Raw genomic sequence first — 16,036 nt, forward strand, 5'->3', positions numbered from 1 at the left:
GCTATTTCTCCTGTCGGTCAGTGGTCGTGGTCGCGGCTAGATCGCCCCGGCCGCACGCATTTGTTCGATGCGGCCCGTCCCCAGCCCCAAATCCCTGAGCACCTGTTCGGTGTGTTGACCCAGGTCCGGGACGGCATCCATGCGTGGCTGGAACGCGCTGTTGGTACCGGGTGGCAACAGGCTCGGAATACTGCCCGCTGAGGTCTGGACTTCCCGCCAGCGCTCGCGGGCCTGGAGTTGTGGATGATCCCAGACCCCTTGCATGTCATTGACCCGGGCGTTGGCAATCTGCGCGTGGTCCAGGCGATCGATGACCGCATCGAAGTCGAGGGTGGAGAACGACTCGACGATCAACTCACGCAGCGCGTGACGGTTTTCCACCCGTTTGAAGTTGGCGCAAAAGCGTTCGTCCCTGGCCAGTTCCGGCGCCAGCAGCACCTTGTCGCAGAACAGCTGCCATTCACGCTCGTTCTGCAAACCCAGCATGACCGTGGTGCCGTCGCCGATGGGGAAGGGGCCATAGGGGTAAATGGTGGCGTGGGCGGCGCCGGCGCGAGGGGGCGGAGGTGCGCCGTCGTAGGCGTAGTACATCGGGTAGTTCATCCACTCCACCAGGCTTTCCAGCATCGACACATCGATGTGGCTGCCTTCGCCGGTTCGCCCCCGCAGCAGCAGTGCGGACAGGATGCCGGTGTAGGCGTACATGCCGGCGGCGATGTCGGCGATCGAGCAGCCGGCCTTGGCCATTTCTTCTTCGCCCGAGCCACCGGTCACCGACAGAAATCCACCTTCACTCTGAATCAGCAGGTCATAGGCCTTTTTCTTCTCATAGGGCCCACCCACGCCATAGCCCGAAATGTCACACACAATGAGCTGCGGAAAACGCTGATGCAGCACCTCGAAAGACAGCCCCATTCGCGCAGCGGCGCCGGGCGCCAGGTTCTGCACAAACACATCCGCGGTGGCCAGCAGACTGTCCAGGACCTCGATGGCGGTGTCTTGCTTGAGGTCGAGGGTCAGGCTTTCTTTCGAACGATTGGTCCAGACGAAGTGCGAGGCCAGGCCGTTGACCCGCTGGTCGTAGCCCCGGGCAAAATCGCCGACGTCCGGGCGTTCGACCTTGATCACCCGGGCGCCCAGGTCGGCCAGTTGTCGGGTGCAGAAGGGCGCTGCGATGGCATGCTCGAGGCTGACGACGGTCAGGCCATCGAGCGGACGGATAGCGTTGGGCTGGCTCATGTGGGTATCTCTCTTGTTATTAGAAAGAGCGCGGCAGCTCGAGCAGGTGTTCGGCAACGTACGACAGGATCAGGTTGGTGGAGATGGGGGCGACCTGATACAGGCGGGTTTCGCGGAACTTGCGCTCGACGTCGTATTCGCAGGCGAAGCCGAATCCGCCGTGGGTCTGCAAGCAGGCGTTGGCGGCTTCCCAGGAGGCTTTCGCCGCCAAGTACTTGGCCATGTTCGCACTGGCCCCGGCATTGAGGCCGCTGTCGTATTCTTCGCAAGCGCGCCAGCGCATCAGGTCGGCGGCCTCGATTTCGATGTGCGCCTCGGCGATGGGGAACTGCACGCCCTGGTTCTGCCCGATCGGACGGCCGAACACCACGCGGTCGCGGGCATAGGCACTGGCCTTCTCGATAAACCAGCGACCGTCGCCGATGCATTCGGCAGCGATCAGGGTGCGCTCTGCATTCAGGCCGTCGAGGATGTACCGGAAGCCTTTGCCTTCCTCGCCGATCAGGCTGTCCGCGGGGATTTCCAGGTTGTCGAAGAACAGCTCGTTGGTCTCGTGGTTGACCATGTTCGCAATGGGTTGCACGGTCAGGCCATTGCCGATGGCTTCACGCAGGTCGACGAGAAAGATCGACATGCCATCGGACTTTTTCTTCACCTCGGTCAAAGGCGTGGTACGCGCCAGCAGGATCATCAGGTCGGAATGCTGGACCCGCGAGATCCAGACCTTCTGGCCGTTGATCACGTACTTGTCGCCGCGCTTGACCGCCGTGGTCTTGATCTTGGTGGTGTCGGTGCCGGTGGTAGGCTCGGTCACGGCCATCGATTGCAGGCGCAATTCACCGCTGGCCAGTTTCGGCAGGTAATAGCTCTTCTGCGCCTCGCTGCCGTGACGCAGCAGGGTGAACATGTTGTACATCTGCCCGTGAACGGTGCCGGAGTTGCCGCCGCAGCGGTTCACTTCCTCGAGGATCACCGAGGCTTCGGCCAGACCGAGGCCGGAGCCGCCGTATTCGACAGGGATCATCGCCGCGAGCCAGCCAGCATCGGTCAGGGCCTTGACGAAGATTTCCGGAAAGCCTTTTTCTTCGTCGACCTTGCGCCAGTAAGCCGCATCGAATTCAGCGCACAGGGCACGTACGCCCTCGCGGATGGCAGTGAGTTCTTCGGAATTACGGTCAGTCATTATTATTCTCCTCAGCGCGTCACGCACGGTCTCTGCCCTGCGTGAGCGGGTCCGGGCAAAGAGCAATCAGATCGGGTTGAAACCCAGGGCAGCACGAAAGCGATTCTTGACGTAGTGACCGTCACGGGGTGGCAGCACCCGTGGCGGGTTTTGCGCCTTGATCTTGATCGTCGCGAGCTTGACGCCATCGCGGGTTGCAAAGCGTTCGCGCAGGTTATGCACGCCTTCCATGTCACGGATTTCATCGGTCCAGCTGAATCCGCAAGTCTTCGCCACCTGGTCCAGGGAAATACCAAAACCGGCGTGACTGACCTGCATGCCGGTCTCACCGAAGTGACCGTTATCCAACACTGCGATGGTCAGGTTGGCGGGTTTTTGCAGCGCTACTGTGGCCAGCGCCCCGAACCCCATGAGCAGCTCGCCGTCACCGGTGACCACCACCACCGACTTGTTCGGCTGCGCATTGGCCAGGCCCAGGCCCACCGTGATTGCGCTGCCCATGGCGGCCCAGAGGTAATAATTCAGATCGTTGTCGCCGGCGGCCATGACGTCGTAGGACGCCGAACCGAGACCCGTCACGACCAGCACGTCTTTGCGGTCGGCCAGCAAGGCCTTGACCACTTCGCGGCGGCACAGGCTGTGGTTTGCGCTTACTTGACCCATTTCTTTTCTCCAATCAGGCGCTGACCGAGCAGCAGGGCAGTGGACGAATCACCGTTGAAGGCCATGGTCGCGGCACCATGCAGCAGCGGGGCGACATCTTCCGGGACGTCCGCGCGCCAGGTCATGACCTTCATCAGGTTCAGGGAGGCTTCAGTGGCCTGGCCCATTGGGTTCTGCCAGGCGTTGAACTCGGCCCAGTCGCCGCGCATGGTGACCACCATCAACAGCGGGAAGCCGGCACAGACTTGAAGGGCCAGGGTGTTGATGCAGTTCCCGACGCCACTGGACTGCATCAACAGCGCGCCGCGTTCTCCGCCCAGCCAGGCGCCGGCGAGGTAGCCGATGCCTTCTTCTTCGGTGGTGAGGACGACGGCCTTGATGTCCGGATCGGCATAGGACATACGGATGGCCGCCGAGTGACCTGCATCCGGGACGAAGACCACGTGTTTGACGTCGTGGGCCTTGAGTACGCGGAACACGTCCTCCTGCCAGTCTTGTCCTACGGTGTGTTCAGCTTCTGTTGACATGCCCATCTCCCAAGCAGTGCTGCTTTTGTGTTTTCACACAGTCTGGGAGTGCCGGAGCTGAACTGCGACTACCGTTTTTGTCTTTGAGATATGCCCGTTTGGTATAGCTTGGCTGACCCCTGATCAACACTGACTGTAGGAGCTTGCTCGCGATGGACGTTAACGATAACGCGGGTTTCCTGGATAAACACGGCGCTCTCAGGTTCTTCGCGAGCAAGCTCCTACATTTACAGGGGATGACGCACGGCGCTGCAGAACCGGCGAATCGCCTCGCACGCCTGGCGCAACGATGCCTCATCCAGCGCATAGGCAATGCGAATATAGGGACCAAGACCGAAGGCGCTGCCCTGCACCACGGCCACATTCGCTTCATCGAGCAGCGCGAGGGCAACCTCTTCATCGGTGTGCAGCTCTCGGCCACCTGGTGAGGTGCGGCCGATCAATCCGGCACAGGAAGCGAACGCATAGAACGCCCCGGCTGGACTGACGCATTCAAGGCCCGGGGTGTCGTTCAGCAGCGACACCATCAAATCGCGACGACTCTGGAAGGCAACGCGGCTGTCGCGAATGAAGTCCTTGGGGCCCTCCAGCGCAGCGAGTGCGGCCTGTTGCGAAATCGAGCAGGCGCCAGAGGTTTGCTGACCCTGCAGTTTTTCCATGGCCTCCAGCAACCAGCGCGGCCCCGTGGCAAAACCGATGCGCCACCCGGTCATGGCATAGGCCTTGGAGACACCGTTCATGGTCAGGGTTCGCGGCGCCAGCCGTGGTTCGACCTGGGCCAGGGTATGGAATGCCTGATCGTCGAAGATCAGGTGTTCATAAATGTCATCAGCCAGAATCAGCACGTGGGGGTGGGCCAGCAACACATCTGCCAGGGCGCGCAATTCTTCGCGACTGTACACCGCGCCGGTCGGGTTGGAGGGTGAGTTGAGGATCAACCAGCGAGTCTGCGGGGTGATCGCCGCGGCCAGTGCCCCAGGCGTCAGCTTGAAGCCGGTATCGGCCTCGCAGGTCACGATCCGTGTTTCACCGCCGCACAGTTGCACCATCTCCGGGTAACTGACCCAGTACGGCGCCGGTACGATGACCTGGTCACCCTCGTTGAGGGTCGCGGCCAAGGCGTTGTAGATCACCTGTTTGCCACCGTTGCAGACCAGGGTGTCTTGCCAGGCGACGTCCAGGCCATTCTCGCGGCGGAACTTGGCGGCGACCGCTTCGCGCAGCGATCGTACACCGGCAACCTGGGTGTAGCGGGTGTGCCCGTGTTCAATGGCATCAATGGCCGCTTCGCGTACATGCCCTGGCGTATCGAAATCAGGCTCTCCGGCGCACAGCGAAATGATCTTCGCACCTTGCGCCCGGCGCTCCGCCACCCGATCCATGATTCGGTAAGTCGCCGACGGCTGCGCACTGGCCAGGCGCTGGTTCAGACGCTGGATATCGGCGCTCATGCGCGGGTTCTCCACTCAGTCAGGTTCATCAGCTCCAGGGTCGAGCGGCCTTCGCTCAATGCCAGCATCATTTGCGTTTCCTTGTCCGCACGTGCTTCACCTTCTGCCAGGGTGCGTGCGGCATCTGCCTTGGGAATGATGATCACACCGTCATCGTCGGCCACCACCCAGTCGCCCTGTGCCACGAAGGCACCGTTGAAATCGAACGCTTGACCCACCGAAGGTGCACTGGCCTTGACTGTGCCTTTGACCGAGATGCCGCGGGCAAACACCGGGAACCGGCGTTTCTTCAGGGCGGCAATATCGCGTACGCCACCATCGATCACCAGCCCGACAACGCCAGCCGCTTCAGCCGCCACGGTCAGCACTTCGCCCCAATAACCGGCGATGAAACTGCCCGTGCCCACGACCAGCACGCTGCCACGGGGGACACGTTCCATGGCCAGGTGCAGGGCGAGGTTGTCGCCCGGCGAACATTGCAGAGGGTAAGCGGGGGCGCAGATGAAGGCGCCGTCCCAGATCGGGCGGATCGCACTGTCGACCGCGCAAGGCAGATGTGACGCTTCATACAGTGTCGAACTGCCCAGTACTTTTGCCCGTGCATGAAAATCCAGGGGGAGGGGGAGCGTGGTCATCAGACTTTCCTCTGCAGGCTGTGGTAACCCAGTGCGGTCCGGGCTTCTTCAAGGGTTTTGCCTTGGCTGATCAGGGCGCGAATGTCGGCTTCGACCGATTCGATCTGACGGGCACACGCCGCCACTTCAGCTGCACGAGCGCGAGGGACGATCACCACGCCGTTGGCGTCGGCAACCACGATGTCGCGGGCACACACCCGGACGGAGCCGATGGACACCGGCTGGTTGAGCGATTGAACCTGTACGCGATCTTTGCCGGTGCGCATGAAGCGGCCTTTGCTGAAGATCGGATAGCCATCGCCCAGTGCTTTGTTCACGTCACGGCAAACACCGTCGATGACCGTGGCAGCGATCTGCCGGGTGCCGGCGTACTGGGTCATGATGTCGCCCCACACGGTGCAGTCGGTGCGGCCGCCGTTGTCGATGACCACCACATCGCCAGGCGCCACCTCTTCGATGAAATCGCCCACGGTACCGGGAGGTACGCTGGCCGAGACATACTGCACGGTGAACGCCGGGCCGACGGTGACTTTGCTGTAGTTGTCCAGCGGCGAGACGCCGAGGCATTGCCCGGGCAGGCCGAGTTTGTCCAGCGCATCGGAAACGCCCGGGGTATCCAGGCCTTCAAACAAGGCGACCAGTTCTTTGTCTTCAAGATTCATCAGGCGTGCTCCACGTGGATCGCTTCGAATTGGCTGTCATGCATCACGTCGGCTACCGAGCGACCGCTGCGAACAGCCTCGACCATGCCGTCCTGGCGGCGGGCAATACGCTCGCCAAGGTCGACCACGTTCTCGATACAGGCTGAGGGCACGAACACGGTGCCGCAGGTATCGGCGATGACATAGTCGTTCTCGCTGACATCGACGCCGGCCACTTTGATGGTCACGGCGGCATCGATCTGCACCACCCGATTGCGGGCACTGATCATGGTCACGCCGCGGCCATAAACCGGGTAACCAATCGACTCGCTGCCGTCGATGTCCCGGCTGAATCCGTCGATCACCGTGCCGCGCACTTTCTTGCAGGCCGCTGCATTGGCGAGGATATCGCCCCAGCAGGAGATGCCTTCGATGCCACCGGCGATCACCAGCACACGGTCATCGCTGTCGATCTGTTCCAGCACGGGGGTAATCAGATGCACAGTGGGCACGTTGTCGGATTTAGGCGCCAGCAGCACGGTGCTGGCACGGCCGACAATCCTTGGGCAGTTCCACAACGGGCGAAGCCCGACGGTGGCACCCGGCAGTCCGAGGAAGTCGAGCGCATCGGAGACGGTGTTGGTATCCAGCGCTGCCAGGCGATCCAGCAAACTCTTGTTGATCATGCTCTTGTTAATCACGGGAGAGCCCCTGTGGTGACGGAGGGGCCCAGTGTCGGCGAGTCAATTTGATAGGTATATTACTAATCACAGAAGCCTTACATACGTTAAACCTATGGATTAGCCATGATCAATTTCCGACTGATTCGTCACCTCTGGTTGTTCCTGGCCGTTGCCGAAGAACAGAATTTCGGTCGGGCGGCCAAGCGTCTGGGCATGTCCCAGCCACCGCTGAGCGAGCAGATCCAGGTGCTGGAGCAAGCGCTCAAGGTCAAGCTGTTTGATCGTTCGAAACGCGGAGCGAAGCTGACTCCGGTTGGAGCGGCAATTCTGCCAGCCGTGCGCAAGTTCGCCGACCAACTGGAGCGCCTGGAGCTGGCCGTGGAGGAGGCGGTGGCGGGGCAATCGGGGATGTTGACCATCGGCGCGATTTCCACGGCCATGTTCGATGTGTTGCCGGGTTTGATCGAGCAATTAAAGAGTGATTACCCGCACCTGACGGTGTCCGTGCGGGAGATCGACAGCGTCGAAGCTTTACCGGCACTGGAAGCCGGCGACATCGACCTGGCCTTCGCCCGGCTGGACGGTGACCTCGGGGCTTCGGTCCAGTCGCTCCCGCTGTTGGAGGATCGCCTGGTGGTAGCGCTGCCCAGCGATCACCCCTTGGCTTCGCGCACCCGGATCAGCCTGTCCAGCCTGTCCAACGAGCCGTTGGTAATGTTTTCCCGCAAGGTCAGTCCGGTGTACTTCGACAATCTGATCGCCACCTGCCGGGCCAGCGGTTTCTCCCCCCGGGTGCTGCATGAAGTGCGTTCCGTCGCCTCGCAGATTGCCTTTGTCAGCTATGGCCAGGGCATCGCACTGGTGCCGGCATCCTTGAAAAAACTGGCACCGGACAATGTGGTGTTTCGAGCGCTGACCCAGAAGCTCAATGTCGTCACCACCGCGGTGGCCTGGAATGCGGATCGGCCCAATCCGGTGGTGGAGGAAGTGGTTGCCAGGTTCAGGGCCAGGGCCCTGTAGGAGCAAGCTTGCTCGCGATGGACGTTAACGATAACGCGTATTTCCTGAACAAACGCGTCACCCTGTTGCTCATCATCGGAACGCCGCCCGGAGCAAGCTCGCTCCTGCACAGAGGCCATTGCCTTAAATTGTGCCGATTTTCCTGTCAGCCCCTCGCCACGTGCGGCTTCGTGTATCCCTTAAATCCGGTCCGCTCTTCGATCTCTCCGGAACCGCTGATGAACCCATAACGCGACAGGTTCGGCATCAGCATCGAGGCGATGAACGTGATGCTCACAATCGCCGCGACGTAGAAGAAAAAGTACTCCTCGACCCCCTGTGAACGTAGCGACAAGGCCACATATTCCGCTGTGCCGCCGAACGCCGCATTGCCGACGGCATACGGAAAGCCCACGCCCAGTGCGCGCACCGCAGGCGGGAACAGTTCGGCTTTGACGATCCCGGCGATCGGGGTGTAGAGCGACGCGATGGCCAGGCCGCCGAACACCAGCAGGAACGCCATGAACGGGCTGCTGACCGACTGCAGCGTATAGAGCAGGGGGATCACCAGCAGCATGGCCAGCCCGGAAAACATCAGCATGTGCGCCTTGATCCCGATACGGTCGGCAAGCAGGCCAAACAGCGGCTGGCAGAACATGAAGCCGACCAGGGCGGCGGTCATGATGAAGCTCACCGTTTCCGGACTGAACCCTGCGGAGATCACCAGGAACTTCTGCATGTAGGTGGTGAAGGTATAGAAGTACAGTGACCCGCCGATGGTGAAGGCCACCACCAGGGCGACAGCGCGTTTGTGCTTGAACATGCCGCGCAACGAGCCGGCATCCTTGCGGTTCATGTCTTTCTTGGTCGCAGTTTCATGCATCGCACGGCGCAGGTAGACCACAACGATCGAGCTCAGCGCGCCGATGAAGAAAGGAATCCTCCAGCCCCACTCGCGTAATTCCTCGCCGGTGAGGGTTTGCTGGAGAATGACCACGGTCATCAAGGCCAGCAGCTGCCCGGCGATGATGGTGAAGTACTGGAAGGAGCCATAGAAGCAGCGCCGACCCGGTGTGGCGATTTCACTGATGTAGGTGGCGCCGGTGCCATATTCCGCACCCACGGACAGCCCTTGAATCAACCTGGCGACTACCAGCATCACCGGCGCGGCGACGCCGATCGTTTCATAGGTCGGCATGACCGCGATCAGCAGCGAGCCGGCGCACATCATGAATACCGAGATGATCATCGAGACCTTGCGGCCGCGAGTATCGGCAATCCAGCCGAAAATCCAGCCGCCCAGAGGGCGCATGAAAAAGCCGACCGCGAACACGCCGGCCGTTGCGAGCAGTTGGCTGGTGGTGTCGCCCTTGGGGAAAAACGAAGCCGCAAAGTAGATGGCGGTGTAGGCATAAATGAAAAAGTCGTACCACTCCACCAGATTGCCTGAGCAGGCGCCCATGATGGCCCTGACGCGATTCGGGCTTTTTCCCGGATCGTTCTCGGCGGTGTGGCTGGTTGAGTCAGTGGTTGATGCGGACATGATGTTCACCCTTTCTTCAAGGCGAGGCGATACGAGGAGCACCTTGCGGCGCCTGCAACGTTGCTGGCTCGACGGGTTGATGTGCTTAACGCAGTGGCTTTGAACCGTATGGGGACGGCGCACCGGAAGAGGGGAAACGTTGGTCGGAATTCAGCTGCTCGCTGCCCGGATCAATCGGATGGCTCAGGTAAAGAGAGGCGTGGTAAGTCATGGCGCAAACCCTCGAATCTTATTCTTGTAGTAAGTCATGCGCTTTGGCGCCGACGTTGACTGCAAACTACCCCAGAGTCCGGATGCGAATAAGCCGTCAGCCCGGCCTAACTGATATACCGAAATTCTATAGCTCCCTTGCAGCCCCGGCGGGCTGGAGGACAGGCTCTGCTCGACAAGCGCCAGGCCTCACGCGACGCGGGTCTGGGGCATTCCAAGGGGCGCCATTGCGTTTACACTGACCACCACGTTCGACCATTTCGCGCCGAACCCGACTCTGACTGGCCTGGCAATGGATGTCGTTCAACTCAAGACCCTGATTCACGTGGCCGAACTGGGCAGCCTCAGCAAGGCCTCCGACCGGCTGCACATCGCGCAACCGGCACTTAGCCGCCAGATTCGATTACTGGAAAAAGAACTCGGCACCTACCTGTTCGACCGGCATGGCCGCGGCATGGAAATTACCGATGCCGGCCGCGAAGTGTTGGCGCATGCCACCCGGATCATGGAAGAAATGGAGTCCATTCGAAGTTCGGTGGTGGGGGGCAAGGCTTCTTTTCGCGGAACGGTGGTCATCGGTACGACACCGACGGTAGCCGAAATCGTCACCGTGCCCCTGGTGCGCAAAATCAAGGAGGCACATCCGGATCTCGCCATCCGGTTTTCCTCGGCCTTCAGCGGTTACCTGCTCGATTGGGTGCAACGTGGCGAACTGGAGCTGGCGATCTCCTACGATCCGCAACCCCTGCATACGCTGCGGATCGTGCCGGTGATGATGGAGAATTTGCTGCTGGTGGGTCCCGCCAGCGCCAACCTGTGCCTGGATACGCCGGTGTCGTTCGAGTCGCTGGCCGAGCAGTCGCTGGTGTTGCCGAGCGCCAAACACAGCCTGCGGGTGATTCTGGATAATTGCGCGCGGGAAGTCGGGATCAAGCTCAGGACCAGCGTCGAAGCCGACTCCTTTGGCGCCATGATCGACCTGGTCCGCAATGGCTTCGGTTTCACTGCGTTGCCTTTGGCCTCGATTTACCGGCAGATCGAAGCGGGCGTGCTCAGTGCCGCGCCCCTGGTCGACCCCGTTCCGATGCGCAAACTGGTCCAAGTCTTTCCCGCTGACAGGCGAGTCAGTCCGGCGGCGAAATTTGTCGGGGATGCGTTTATAGAGATTGCCGCCGATCTGGTCAATCGCAAGATATGGGCCGGGTACCTGCTCTGAATACGTTGCCGATCACATTGATAGCAATGCACTGGCACTTGCAATAACCAAGTCGGAAAACAGAGACCTGTTCTACAAAAATAACTTGCCGGTATTTAATATTTAAATTGCTGATTGTCGGACAATTACTTTGATTGGGTTAGTCCGGAAATTATTTTTCGACAGCGCATGCGTTGTTCTCAGGCGTTTGCGGGCGCAACTCGATTTGACTTCAAAAAAACACTAGACGGTTGATTTAAAATTGTGTCAGTTTTCTTTCGCCTTCATTGGGCGAGTGATAGGACGATCTCGCCAGAGATTGTCGTCATCCAAAAAAAAACTGCTCCATAGCCAAACAAAGCTCTACGGTACCAACACCAACACCAACACCAACACCAACACCAACACCAACACCGGAACCCGGGACACCACCTACGACTTCAACGCCGACGCCGGCCGATAGCATTATAGGTCGCGGAACAATAAGTTGTTATTAAGTTGTAAGCAGTACTCACAATAAAAAGATCGGGCAGACCTCGCCAGCCATGGCAAGGGCTGACACCTCAGGAAGAACCCATGAAGATGGCAAAGAGCCCGGCTACTACGCCGTTAATCAAGTCGCTGGGCGACTATAAGAGCATCCTGATCAGCGCCGGTTGTTTTACGGCATTGATTAACGTGCTGATGCTGGTTCCGTCGATTTATATGCTCCAGGTGTATGACCGCGTATTGTCGTCGCAAAACGAAACGACGCTGGCCATGCTGACTTTAATGGTCGTCGGGTTCTTTGCGTTCATCGGGCTACTGGAGATTGTGCGCAGTTTTATCGTTATCCGTATCGGTAGCCAACTGGAGCGTCGTTTCAACGTGCGGGTCTATCAGGCCGCGTTCGAGCGCAACCTGTTCAAGGGCGAAGGCAACGCCGGGCAAGCCCTGGGCGACTTGACCCATATTCGCCAGTTCGTCACCGGCCCGGCATTGTTTGCCTTCTTCGATGCGCCGTGGTTTCCGGTTTATCTGTTGGTGATTTATCTGTTCGATGTCTGGCTCGGCGTGTTTGCCACGGTGGGCGCGGTGTTGCTGATCGGCCTTGCCTGCCTCAACGAAACGATGACCAAAAAGCCCTTGGGCGAAGCTGCCGGCTTTTCCCAGAAGTCCAGCCAGCTGGCCACCAGTCACCTGCATAACGCCGAAACCATTCAAGCGATGGGCATGCTCGGAGCGCTGCGCAAGCGCTGGTTTGAGGTGCATTCACGCTTTCTCGGCTTGCAGAATCAGGCCAGTGACACCGGCGCGGTCATCAGCTCCCTGAGCAAGACCTTGCGGCTGTGCCTGCAATCCCTGGTGCTGGGCCTCGGCGCGTTGCTGGTGATCAAGGGCGACATGACCGCCGGGATGATGATCGCCGGCTCGATCCTGATGGGCCGGGTGCTCAGCCCCATCGATCAGCTGATCGCCGTGTGGAAACAGTGGAGCGGCGCCAAACTCGCTTACCGCCGGCTTGATGACTTGTTGCGCGCCTTCCCGCCGAGTGACGAGGCCATGGCGTTGCCGGCTCCGAAAGGCCAGATCACGTTCGAGCAGGTCAGCGCCGGTCCACCGGGACAACGGGCGGCGACCTTGCACCTGGTGAGCTTCAGCCTGGGCGCCGGTGACGTGCTAGGCGTGCTCGGAGCGTCCGGTTCTGGTAAATCGACCCTGGTCCGGGTGCTGGTTGGCGTCTGGCCGACGCTGGGCGGCACCGTGCGGCTGGACGGCTCGGACATTCATCGCTGGAACCGCGACGACCTCGGCCCCCACATCGGCTATCTGCCGCAAGACATCGAGCTGTTCAGCGGCAGCATCGCCGAAAACATAGCGCGCTTCCGTGAGGCAGATCCGCAACAAGTGGTCGAAGCCGCGCAACAGGCCGGTGTCCATGAATTGATCCTGCGCATGCCCCAAGGCTACGACACCGTACTCGGCGAAGACGGCAGCGGTCTGTCCGGCGGCCAGAAACAGCGTATCGCCCTGGCTCGCGCCTTGTACGGCAAGCCACGCCTGGTGGTGCTGGATGAGCCGAACTCCAACCTCGACACCGTCGGCGAGGCCGCATTGGCCGGCGCCCTCGTCCAAATGAAAGCCCAGGGCACCAGTGTGATTCTGGTGACCCATCGCTCCTCGGCACTGGCCCAGGCCGACAAGTTGTTGGTGCTCAACGACGGGCGCCTGCAAGCCTTCGGACCGAGTCAAGACGTGCTCAAGGCACTGTCCGGCGCTCAGGAACAGCCGCGGGAGAAAACCGCGCAGGCACCGGGCGGGCTCAGCATGAGCCGGCAGTACCAGCCCTCGACCAGGATTTCGGGTGTATGAGCCAACTCAGTGAAGCCAGCATGGAACACGACTACATCGCAGAACGCCCCGAGCGTGACGCGCACTTTTTTGCACGCCTGGGCTGGATGCTGGCGATCGTCGGCGCCGGCAGTTTCTTCACCTGGGCCAGCCTGGCGCCGCTCGATCAGGGCATCCCGGTGCAAGGCACCGTCGTCGTCTCGGGCAAGCGCAAAGCTGTGCAAGCGATGAGCAGCGGTGTCGTCAGCCAGATCCTGGTACGCGATGGGCAGGTGGTGAAGCAGGGCCAGCCCCTGTTCCGGCTCGATCCGACCCAGGTCGCGGCCGACGTGCAATCGTTGCAAGCGCAATACCGCATGGCCTGGGCCAGTCTGGCCCGCTGGCAGAGTGAACGGGACAACCTCGAGCAGGTGAGCTTTCCTGCCGAATTGAGTAATGATCCGGACCCACGCCTGGCCCTGGTGCTGGAAGGTCAGCGGCAATTGTTCAGCAGCCGCCGCGAAGCGTTTTCCCGCGAGCAGGCCGCGTTGCGCGCCAGCATTGAAGGGGCCAGTGCGCAACTGGCCGGCATGCGCCGCGCCCGCACTGACTTGAGCGCCCAGGCCAGCTCCCTGCAACAACAGTTGAACAATCTTCAGCCGCTGGCGGATAACGGCTACATCCCGCGCAACCGGCTGATGGAGTACCAGCGCCAGTTGTCGCAAGTCCGGCAACAGCTGGCAGAGAACAGCGGCGAAAGCGGCCGGGTGGAGCAGGGCATTGTCGAATCGCGTCTCAAGCTGCAACAGCAGACCGAGGAGTATCAGAAAGAGGTCCGCACTCAGTTGGCCGACGCCCAGCTCAAAAGCGTCACCCTGGAAGAGCAACTGACCGCCGCCGGGTTCGACCTGCAACACAGCGAGATCATCGCTACCGCCGATGGCATCGCGGTTAACCTTGGGGTTCACACTGAAGGCGCGGTGGTACGCCAGGGCGACACCCTGCTGGAAATCGTGCCCCAAGGCGCCCGCCTGGAAGTGGAAGGACACCTGCCGGTCAACCTGGTCGACAAGGTCGGCACGCACCTGCCGGTGGACATCCTGTTCACTGCGTTCAACCAGAGCCGCACGCCGCGGGTGCCCGGCGAAGTCAGCCTGATCTCCGCCGACCAGATGCTCGACGAGAAAACCGGTGCGCCGTATTACGTATTGCGCAGCAGCGTCAGCGACCAGGCCATGGAAAAGCTCAACGGCCTGGTGATCAAGCCCGGCATGCCCGCGCAAATGTTCGTGCGCACCGGTGAACGTTCTCTCCTCAACTATTTGTTCAAACCGCTGCTCGACCGGGCAGGTTCCGCGTTGACCGAGGAATAAGGATGTTCGGCAGTATGAATAAGCTTTCGATGCTCGCCGTGACCCTGGCGTTGCTGACGTGCAGCAGTGCGCTGGCCATGGGACCGTTCGACATTTATGAACAAGCGTTGCGCAACGACCCGCAGTTCCTCGGCGCGATCAAGGAGCGCGACGCCGGCCTGGAAAACCGCGCCATCGGCCGTGCCGGACTGTTGCCGAAGCTGGGTTACAACTACAACAAGGGCCGCAACGCCTCGAAGGTCACCTACCTCAACGATCGCGGTCGCAGCCAGAGCGATGATCGCAACTACAGCAGCTACGGCTCGTCATTGACCCTGCAACAACCCTTGCTCGACTACGAGGCCTACGCGACGTATCGCAAAGGGGTGGCGCAAGCGCTGTTCGCCGACGAAGACTTTCGCGACAAAAGCCAGCAATTGCTGGTGCGCGTGCTGGAAAGCTACACCCAGGCGCTGTTCGCCCAGGACCAGATCGACATTGCGTTGGCCAAAAAGAGCGCCTTCGAACAGCAGTTCCGGCAGAACGAGCACATGTTCCGCCAGGGCGAGGGCACGCGCACCGATATTCTCGAGGCAGAGTCACGTTACGAACTGGCCACCGCCGAGGAAATCGAAGCGCGCAACGAGCAGGATGCGGCCCTGCGGGAACTGGGCGCGCTGATCGGCGCGCCGGCCATCGACATCGACGACCTCGCGCCACTGGACCAGCGCTTCCAGACCCTGACCCTGCAACCGGCCAACTTCGACACCTGGCACGCCATGGCGGTGGCCAGTAACCCCGGCCTGGCTTCCCAGCGCCAGGCCGTGGAGGTCGCGCGTCATGAAGTCGAACGCAACCGCGCCGGGCACCTGCCCAAAGTCAGCGCCTACGCCTCGGTGCGCCAGAACGAATCGGAAAGTGGCAACACCTATAACCAGCGCTACGACACCAACACCATCGGCATCGAAGTCAGCGTGCCGCTGTACGCCGGCGGCGGAGTATCCGCCTCGACGCGTCAGGCCAGCCGCACCCTGGAGCAGGCCGAGTACGAACTGGACGGCAAGACCCGCCAAACGCTGATCGAACTGCGTCGCCAGTTCAGCGCCTGCCTGTCGGGCGTGAACAAATTGCGCGCCTACCAGAAAGCCCTGAACGCTGCCGAAGCGCTGGTGGTGTCAACGCGGCAAAGCATCCTGGGCGGTGAACGGGTCAACCTCGATGCGCTGAACGCCGAACAACAGCTCTACACCACGCGCCGCGACCTGGCCCGGACCCGATACGACTATTTGATGGCCTGGATCAAATTGCACTACTACGCCGGGACCTTGAGCGAGCAGGACCTGGCCCGGGTGGACGAGGCGTTTGGCCAGGGGCCGACGACTCGGTAGCGCCTGAAAAATCTCTG

15 protein-coding genes are annotated in these 16,036 nt (G+C 61.0%); 6 read left to right on the forward strand and 9 right to left on the reverse strand.

Going from position 1 to position 16,036, the window contains the following annotated elements:
• Positions 1-36: 36 nt before the first annotated feature.
• From F8N96_RS11220 to F8N96_RS11255, 8 genes are all read right to left on the reverse strand, one after another.
• Positions 37-1,239 carry a CaiB/BaiF CoA transferase family protein gene (locus F8N96_RS11220; protein ID WP_150797858.1) on the reverse strand — a complete coding sequence of 401 codons (1,203 nt, stop codon included), beginning with the start codon at positions 1,237-1,239 and terminating at the stop codon, positions 37-39.
• A 19-nt stretch (positions 1,240-1,258) separates the two neighbouring features.
• Positions 1,259-2,422, reverse strand: coding sequence for an acyl-CoA dehydrogenase family protein (locus tag F8N96_RS11225; protein ID WP_150797859.1), 1,164 nt, complete (start codon positions 2,420-2,422; stop codon positions 1,259-1,261).
• Positions 2,423-2,488: 66 nt separating this feature from the next.
• Positions 2,489-3,085, reverse strand: coding sequence for a thiamine pyrophosphate-dependent enzyme (locus tag F8N96_RS11230; RefSeq protein WP_138966464.1), 597 nt, complete (start codon positions 3,083-3,085; stop codon positions 2,489-2,491).
• The gene (locus F8N96_RS11235) at positions 3,073-3,612 is read right to left on the reverse strand and encodes a thiamine pyrophosphate-binding protein (RefSeq protein WP_003442221.1); all 540 of its coding nucleotides are present in this window, start codon (positions 3,610-3,612) and stop codon (positions 3,073-3,075) included. Before F8N96_RS11235 ends, F8N96_RS11230 begins: the two co-directional genes overlap by 13 nt.
• A gap of 227 nt (positions 3,613-3,839) precedes the next feature.
• A complete protein-coding gene (locus tag F8N96_RS11240) occupies positions 3,840-5,063 on the reverse strand; it encodes a pyridoxal phosphate-dependent aminotransferase (protein ID WP_150797860.1) in 1,224 nt (407 codons plus the stop codon).
• Complete coding sequence (locus tag F8N96_RS11245; protein ID WP_150797861.1) at positions 5,060-5,698, reverse strand: RraA family protein; 639 nt, start codon at positions 5,696-5,698, stop codon at positions 5,060-5,062. Before F8N96_RS11245 ends, F8N96_RS11240 begins: the two co-directional genes overlap by 4 nt.
• The gene (locus tag F8N96_RS11250; protein ID WP_150797862.1) at positions 5,698-6,360 is read right to left on the reverse strand and encodes an RraA family protein; all 663 of its coding nucleotides are present in this window, start codon (positions 6,358-6,360) and stop codon (positions 5,698-5,700) included. The genes F8N96_RS11245 and F8N96_RS11250 overlap by 1 nt, the downstream gene beginning before the upstream one ends.
• On the reverse strand, positions 6,360-7,025 hold the full coding sequence (locus F8N96_RS11255; RefSeq protein ID WP_150797937.1) for an RraA family protein: 666 nt from the start codon (positions 7,023-7,025) through the stop codon (positions 6,360-6,362). The genes F8N96_RS11250 and F8N96_RS11255 overlap by 1 nt, the downstream gene beginning before the upstream one ends.
• A 120-nt stretch (positions 7,026-7,145) precedes the next feature.
• Here F8N96_RS11255 and F8N96_RS11260 point away from each other — a divergent pair, with 120 nt between their 5' ends.
• A complete protein-coding gene (locus F8N96_RS11260; RefSeq protein ID WP_150797863.1) occupies positions 7,146-8,042 on the forward strand; it encodes a LysR family transcriptional regulator in 897 nt (298 codons plus the stop codon).
• 145 nt (positions 8,043-8,187) lie between these two features.
• Here the strand turns inward: F8N96_RS11260 and F8N96_RS11265 are convergent, their stop codons facing one another.
• Positions 8,188-9,564 carry an MFS family transporter gene (locus F8N96_RS11265; RefSeq protein WP_150797864.1) on the reverse strand — a complete coding sequence of 459 codons (1,377 nt, stop codon included), beginning with the start codon at positions 9,562-9,564 and terminating at the stop codon, positions 8,188-8,190.
• A gap of 502 nt (positions 9,565-10,066) precedes the next feature.
• Between F8N96_RS11265 and F8N96_RS11270 the strand changes: the two genes are divergently transcribed.
• The 5 genes from F8N96_RS11270 (at position 10,067) to F8N96_RS11290 (ending at position 16,019) form a co-directional block, all read left to right on the forward strand.
• On the forward strand, positions 10,067-10,990 hold the full coding sequence (locus F8N96_RS11270) for a LysR substrate-binding domain-containing protein (protein WP_150797865.1): 924 nt from the start codon (positions 10,067-10,069) through the stop codon (positions 10,988-10,990).
• 298 nt (positions 10,991-11,288) lie between these two features.
• Positions 11,289-11,432, forward strand: coding sequence for a hypothetical protein (locus F8N96_RS35035; protein WP_191635342.1), 144 nt, complete (start codon positions 11,289-11,291; stop codon positions 11,430-11,432).
• 113 nt (positions 11,433-11,545) lie between these two features.
• A complete protein-coding gene (locus tag F8N96_RS11280) occupies positions 11,546-13,321 on the forward strand; it encodes a type I secretion system permease/ATPase (RefSeq protein ID WP_150797866.1) in 1,776 nt (591 codons plus the stop codon).
• On the forward strand, positions 13,318-14,652 hold the full coding sequence (locus F8N96_RS11285) for an HlyD family type I secretion periplasmic adaptor subunit (RefSeq protein ID WP_150797867.1): 1,335 nt from the start codon (positions 13,318-13,320) through the stop codon (positions 14,650-14,652). Before F8N96_RS11280 ends, F8N96_RS11285 begins: the two co-directional genes overlap by 4 nt.
• A gap of 2 nt (positions 14,653-14,654) precedes the next feature.
• On the forward strand, positions 14,655-16,019 hold the full coding sequence (locus F8N96_RS11290) for a TolC family outer membrane protein (protein ID WP_150797868.1): 1,365 nt from the start codon (positions 14,655-14,657) through the stop codon (positions 16,017-16,019).
• Positions 16,020-16,036 lie beyond the last annotated feature (17 nt).

Origin of the sequence: Pseudomonas fluorescens, from assembly GCF_902497855.1 — a bacterium.
GTDB lineage: Bacteria > Pseudomonadota > Gammaproteobacteria > Pseudomonadales > Pseudomonadaceae > Aquipseudomonas > Aquipseudomonas fluorescens_BI.

What these genes read in the sequence shown, in the direction of transcription:
- F8N96_RS11245 (WP_150797861.1), bottom strand. Translation starts at nt 5,698, where the DNA reads ATGACCACGCTCCCCCTCCCCCTGGATTTTCATGCACGGGCAAAAGTA.
- F8N96_RS11225 (WP_150797859.1), bottom strand. Translation starts at nt 2,422, where the DNA reads ATGACTGACCGTAATTCCGAAGAACTCACTGCCATCCGCGAGGGCGTA.
- F8N96_RS11255 (WP_150797937.1), bottom strand. Translation starts at nt 7,025, where the DNA reads ATGATCAACAAGAGTTTGCTGGATCGCCTGGCAGCGCTGGATACCAAC.
- F8N96_RS11250 (WP_150797862.1), bottom strand. Translation starts at nt 6,360, where the DNA reads ATGAATCTTGAAGACAAAGAACTGGTCGCCTTGTTTGAAGGCCTGGAT.
- F8N96_RS11230 (WP_138966464.1), bottom strand. Translation starts at nt 3,085, where the DNA reads ATGGGTCAAGTAAGCGCAAACCACAGCCTGTGCCGCCGCGAAGTGGTC.
- F8N96_RS11260 (WP_150797863.1), top strand. Translation starts at nt 7,146, where the DNA reads ATGATCAATTTCCGACTGATTCGTCACCTCTGGTTGTTCCTGGCCGTT.
- F8N96_RS11235 (WP_003442221.1), bottom strand. Translation starts at nt 3,612, where the DNA reads ATGTCAACAGAAGCTGAACACACCGTAGGACAAGACTGGCAGGAGGAC.
- F8N96_RS11270 (WP_150797865.1), top strand. Translation starts at nt 10,067, where the DNA reads ATGGATGTCGTTCAACTCAAGACCCTGATTCACGTGGCCGAACTGGGC.
- F8N96_RS11290 (WP_150797868.1), top strand. Translation starts at nt 14,655, where the DNA reads ATGTTCGGCAGTATGAATAAGCTTTCGATGCTCGCCGTGACCCTGGCG.
- F8N96_RS11265 (WP_150797864.1), bottom strand. Translation starts at nt 9,564, where the DNA reads ATGTCCGCATCAACCACTGACTCAACCAGCCACACCGCCGAGAACGAT.
- F8N96_RS11220 (WP_150797858.1), bottom strand. Translation starts at nt 1,239, where the DNA reads ATGAGCCAGCCCAACGCTATCCGTCCGCTCGATGGCCTGACCGTCGTC.
- F8N96_RS11280 (WP_150797866.1), top strand. Translation starts at nt 11,546, where the DNA reads ATGAAGATGGCAAAGAGCCCGGCTACTACGCCGTTAATCAAGTCGCTG.
- F8N96_RS11285 (WP_150797867.1), top strand. Translation starts at nt 13,318, where the DNA reads ATGAGCCAACTCAGTGAAGCCAGCATGGAACACGACTACATCGCAGAA.
- F8N96_RS11240 (WP_150797860.1), bottom strand. Translation starts at nt 5,063, where the DNA reads ATGAGCGCCGATATCCAGCGTCTGAACCAGCGCCTGGCCAGTGCGCAG.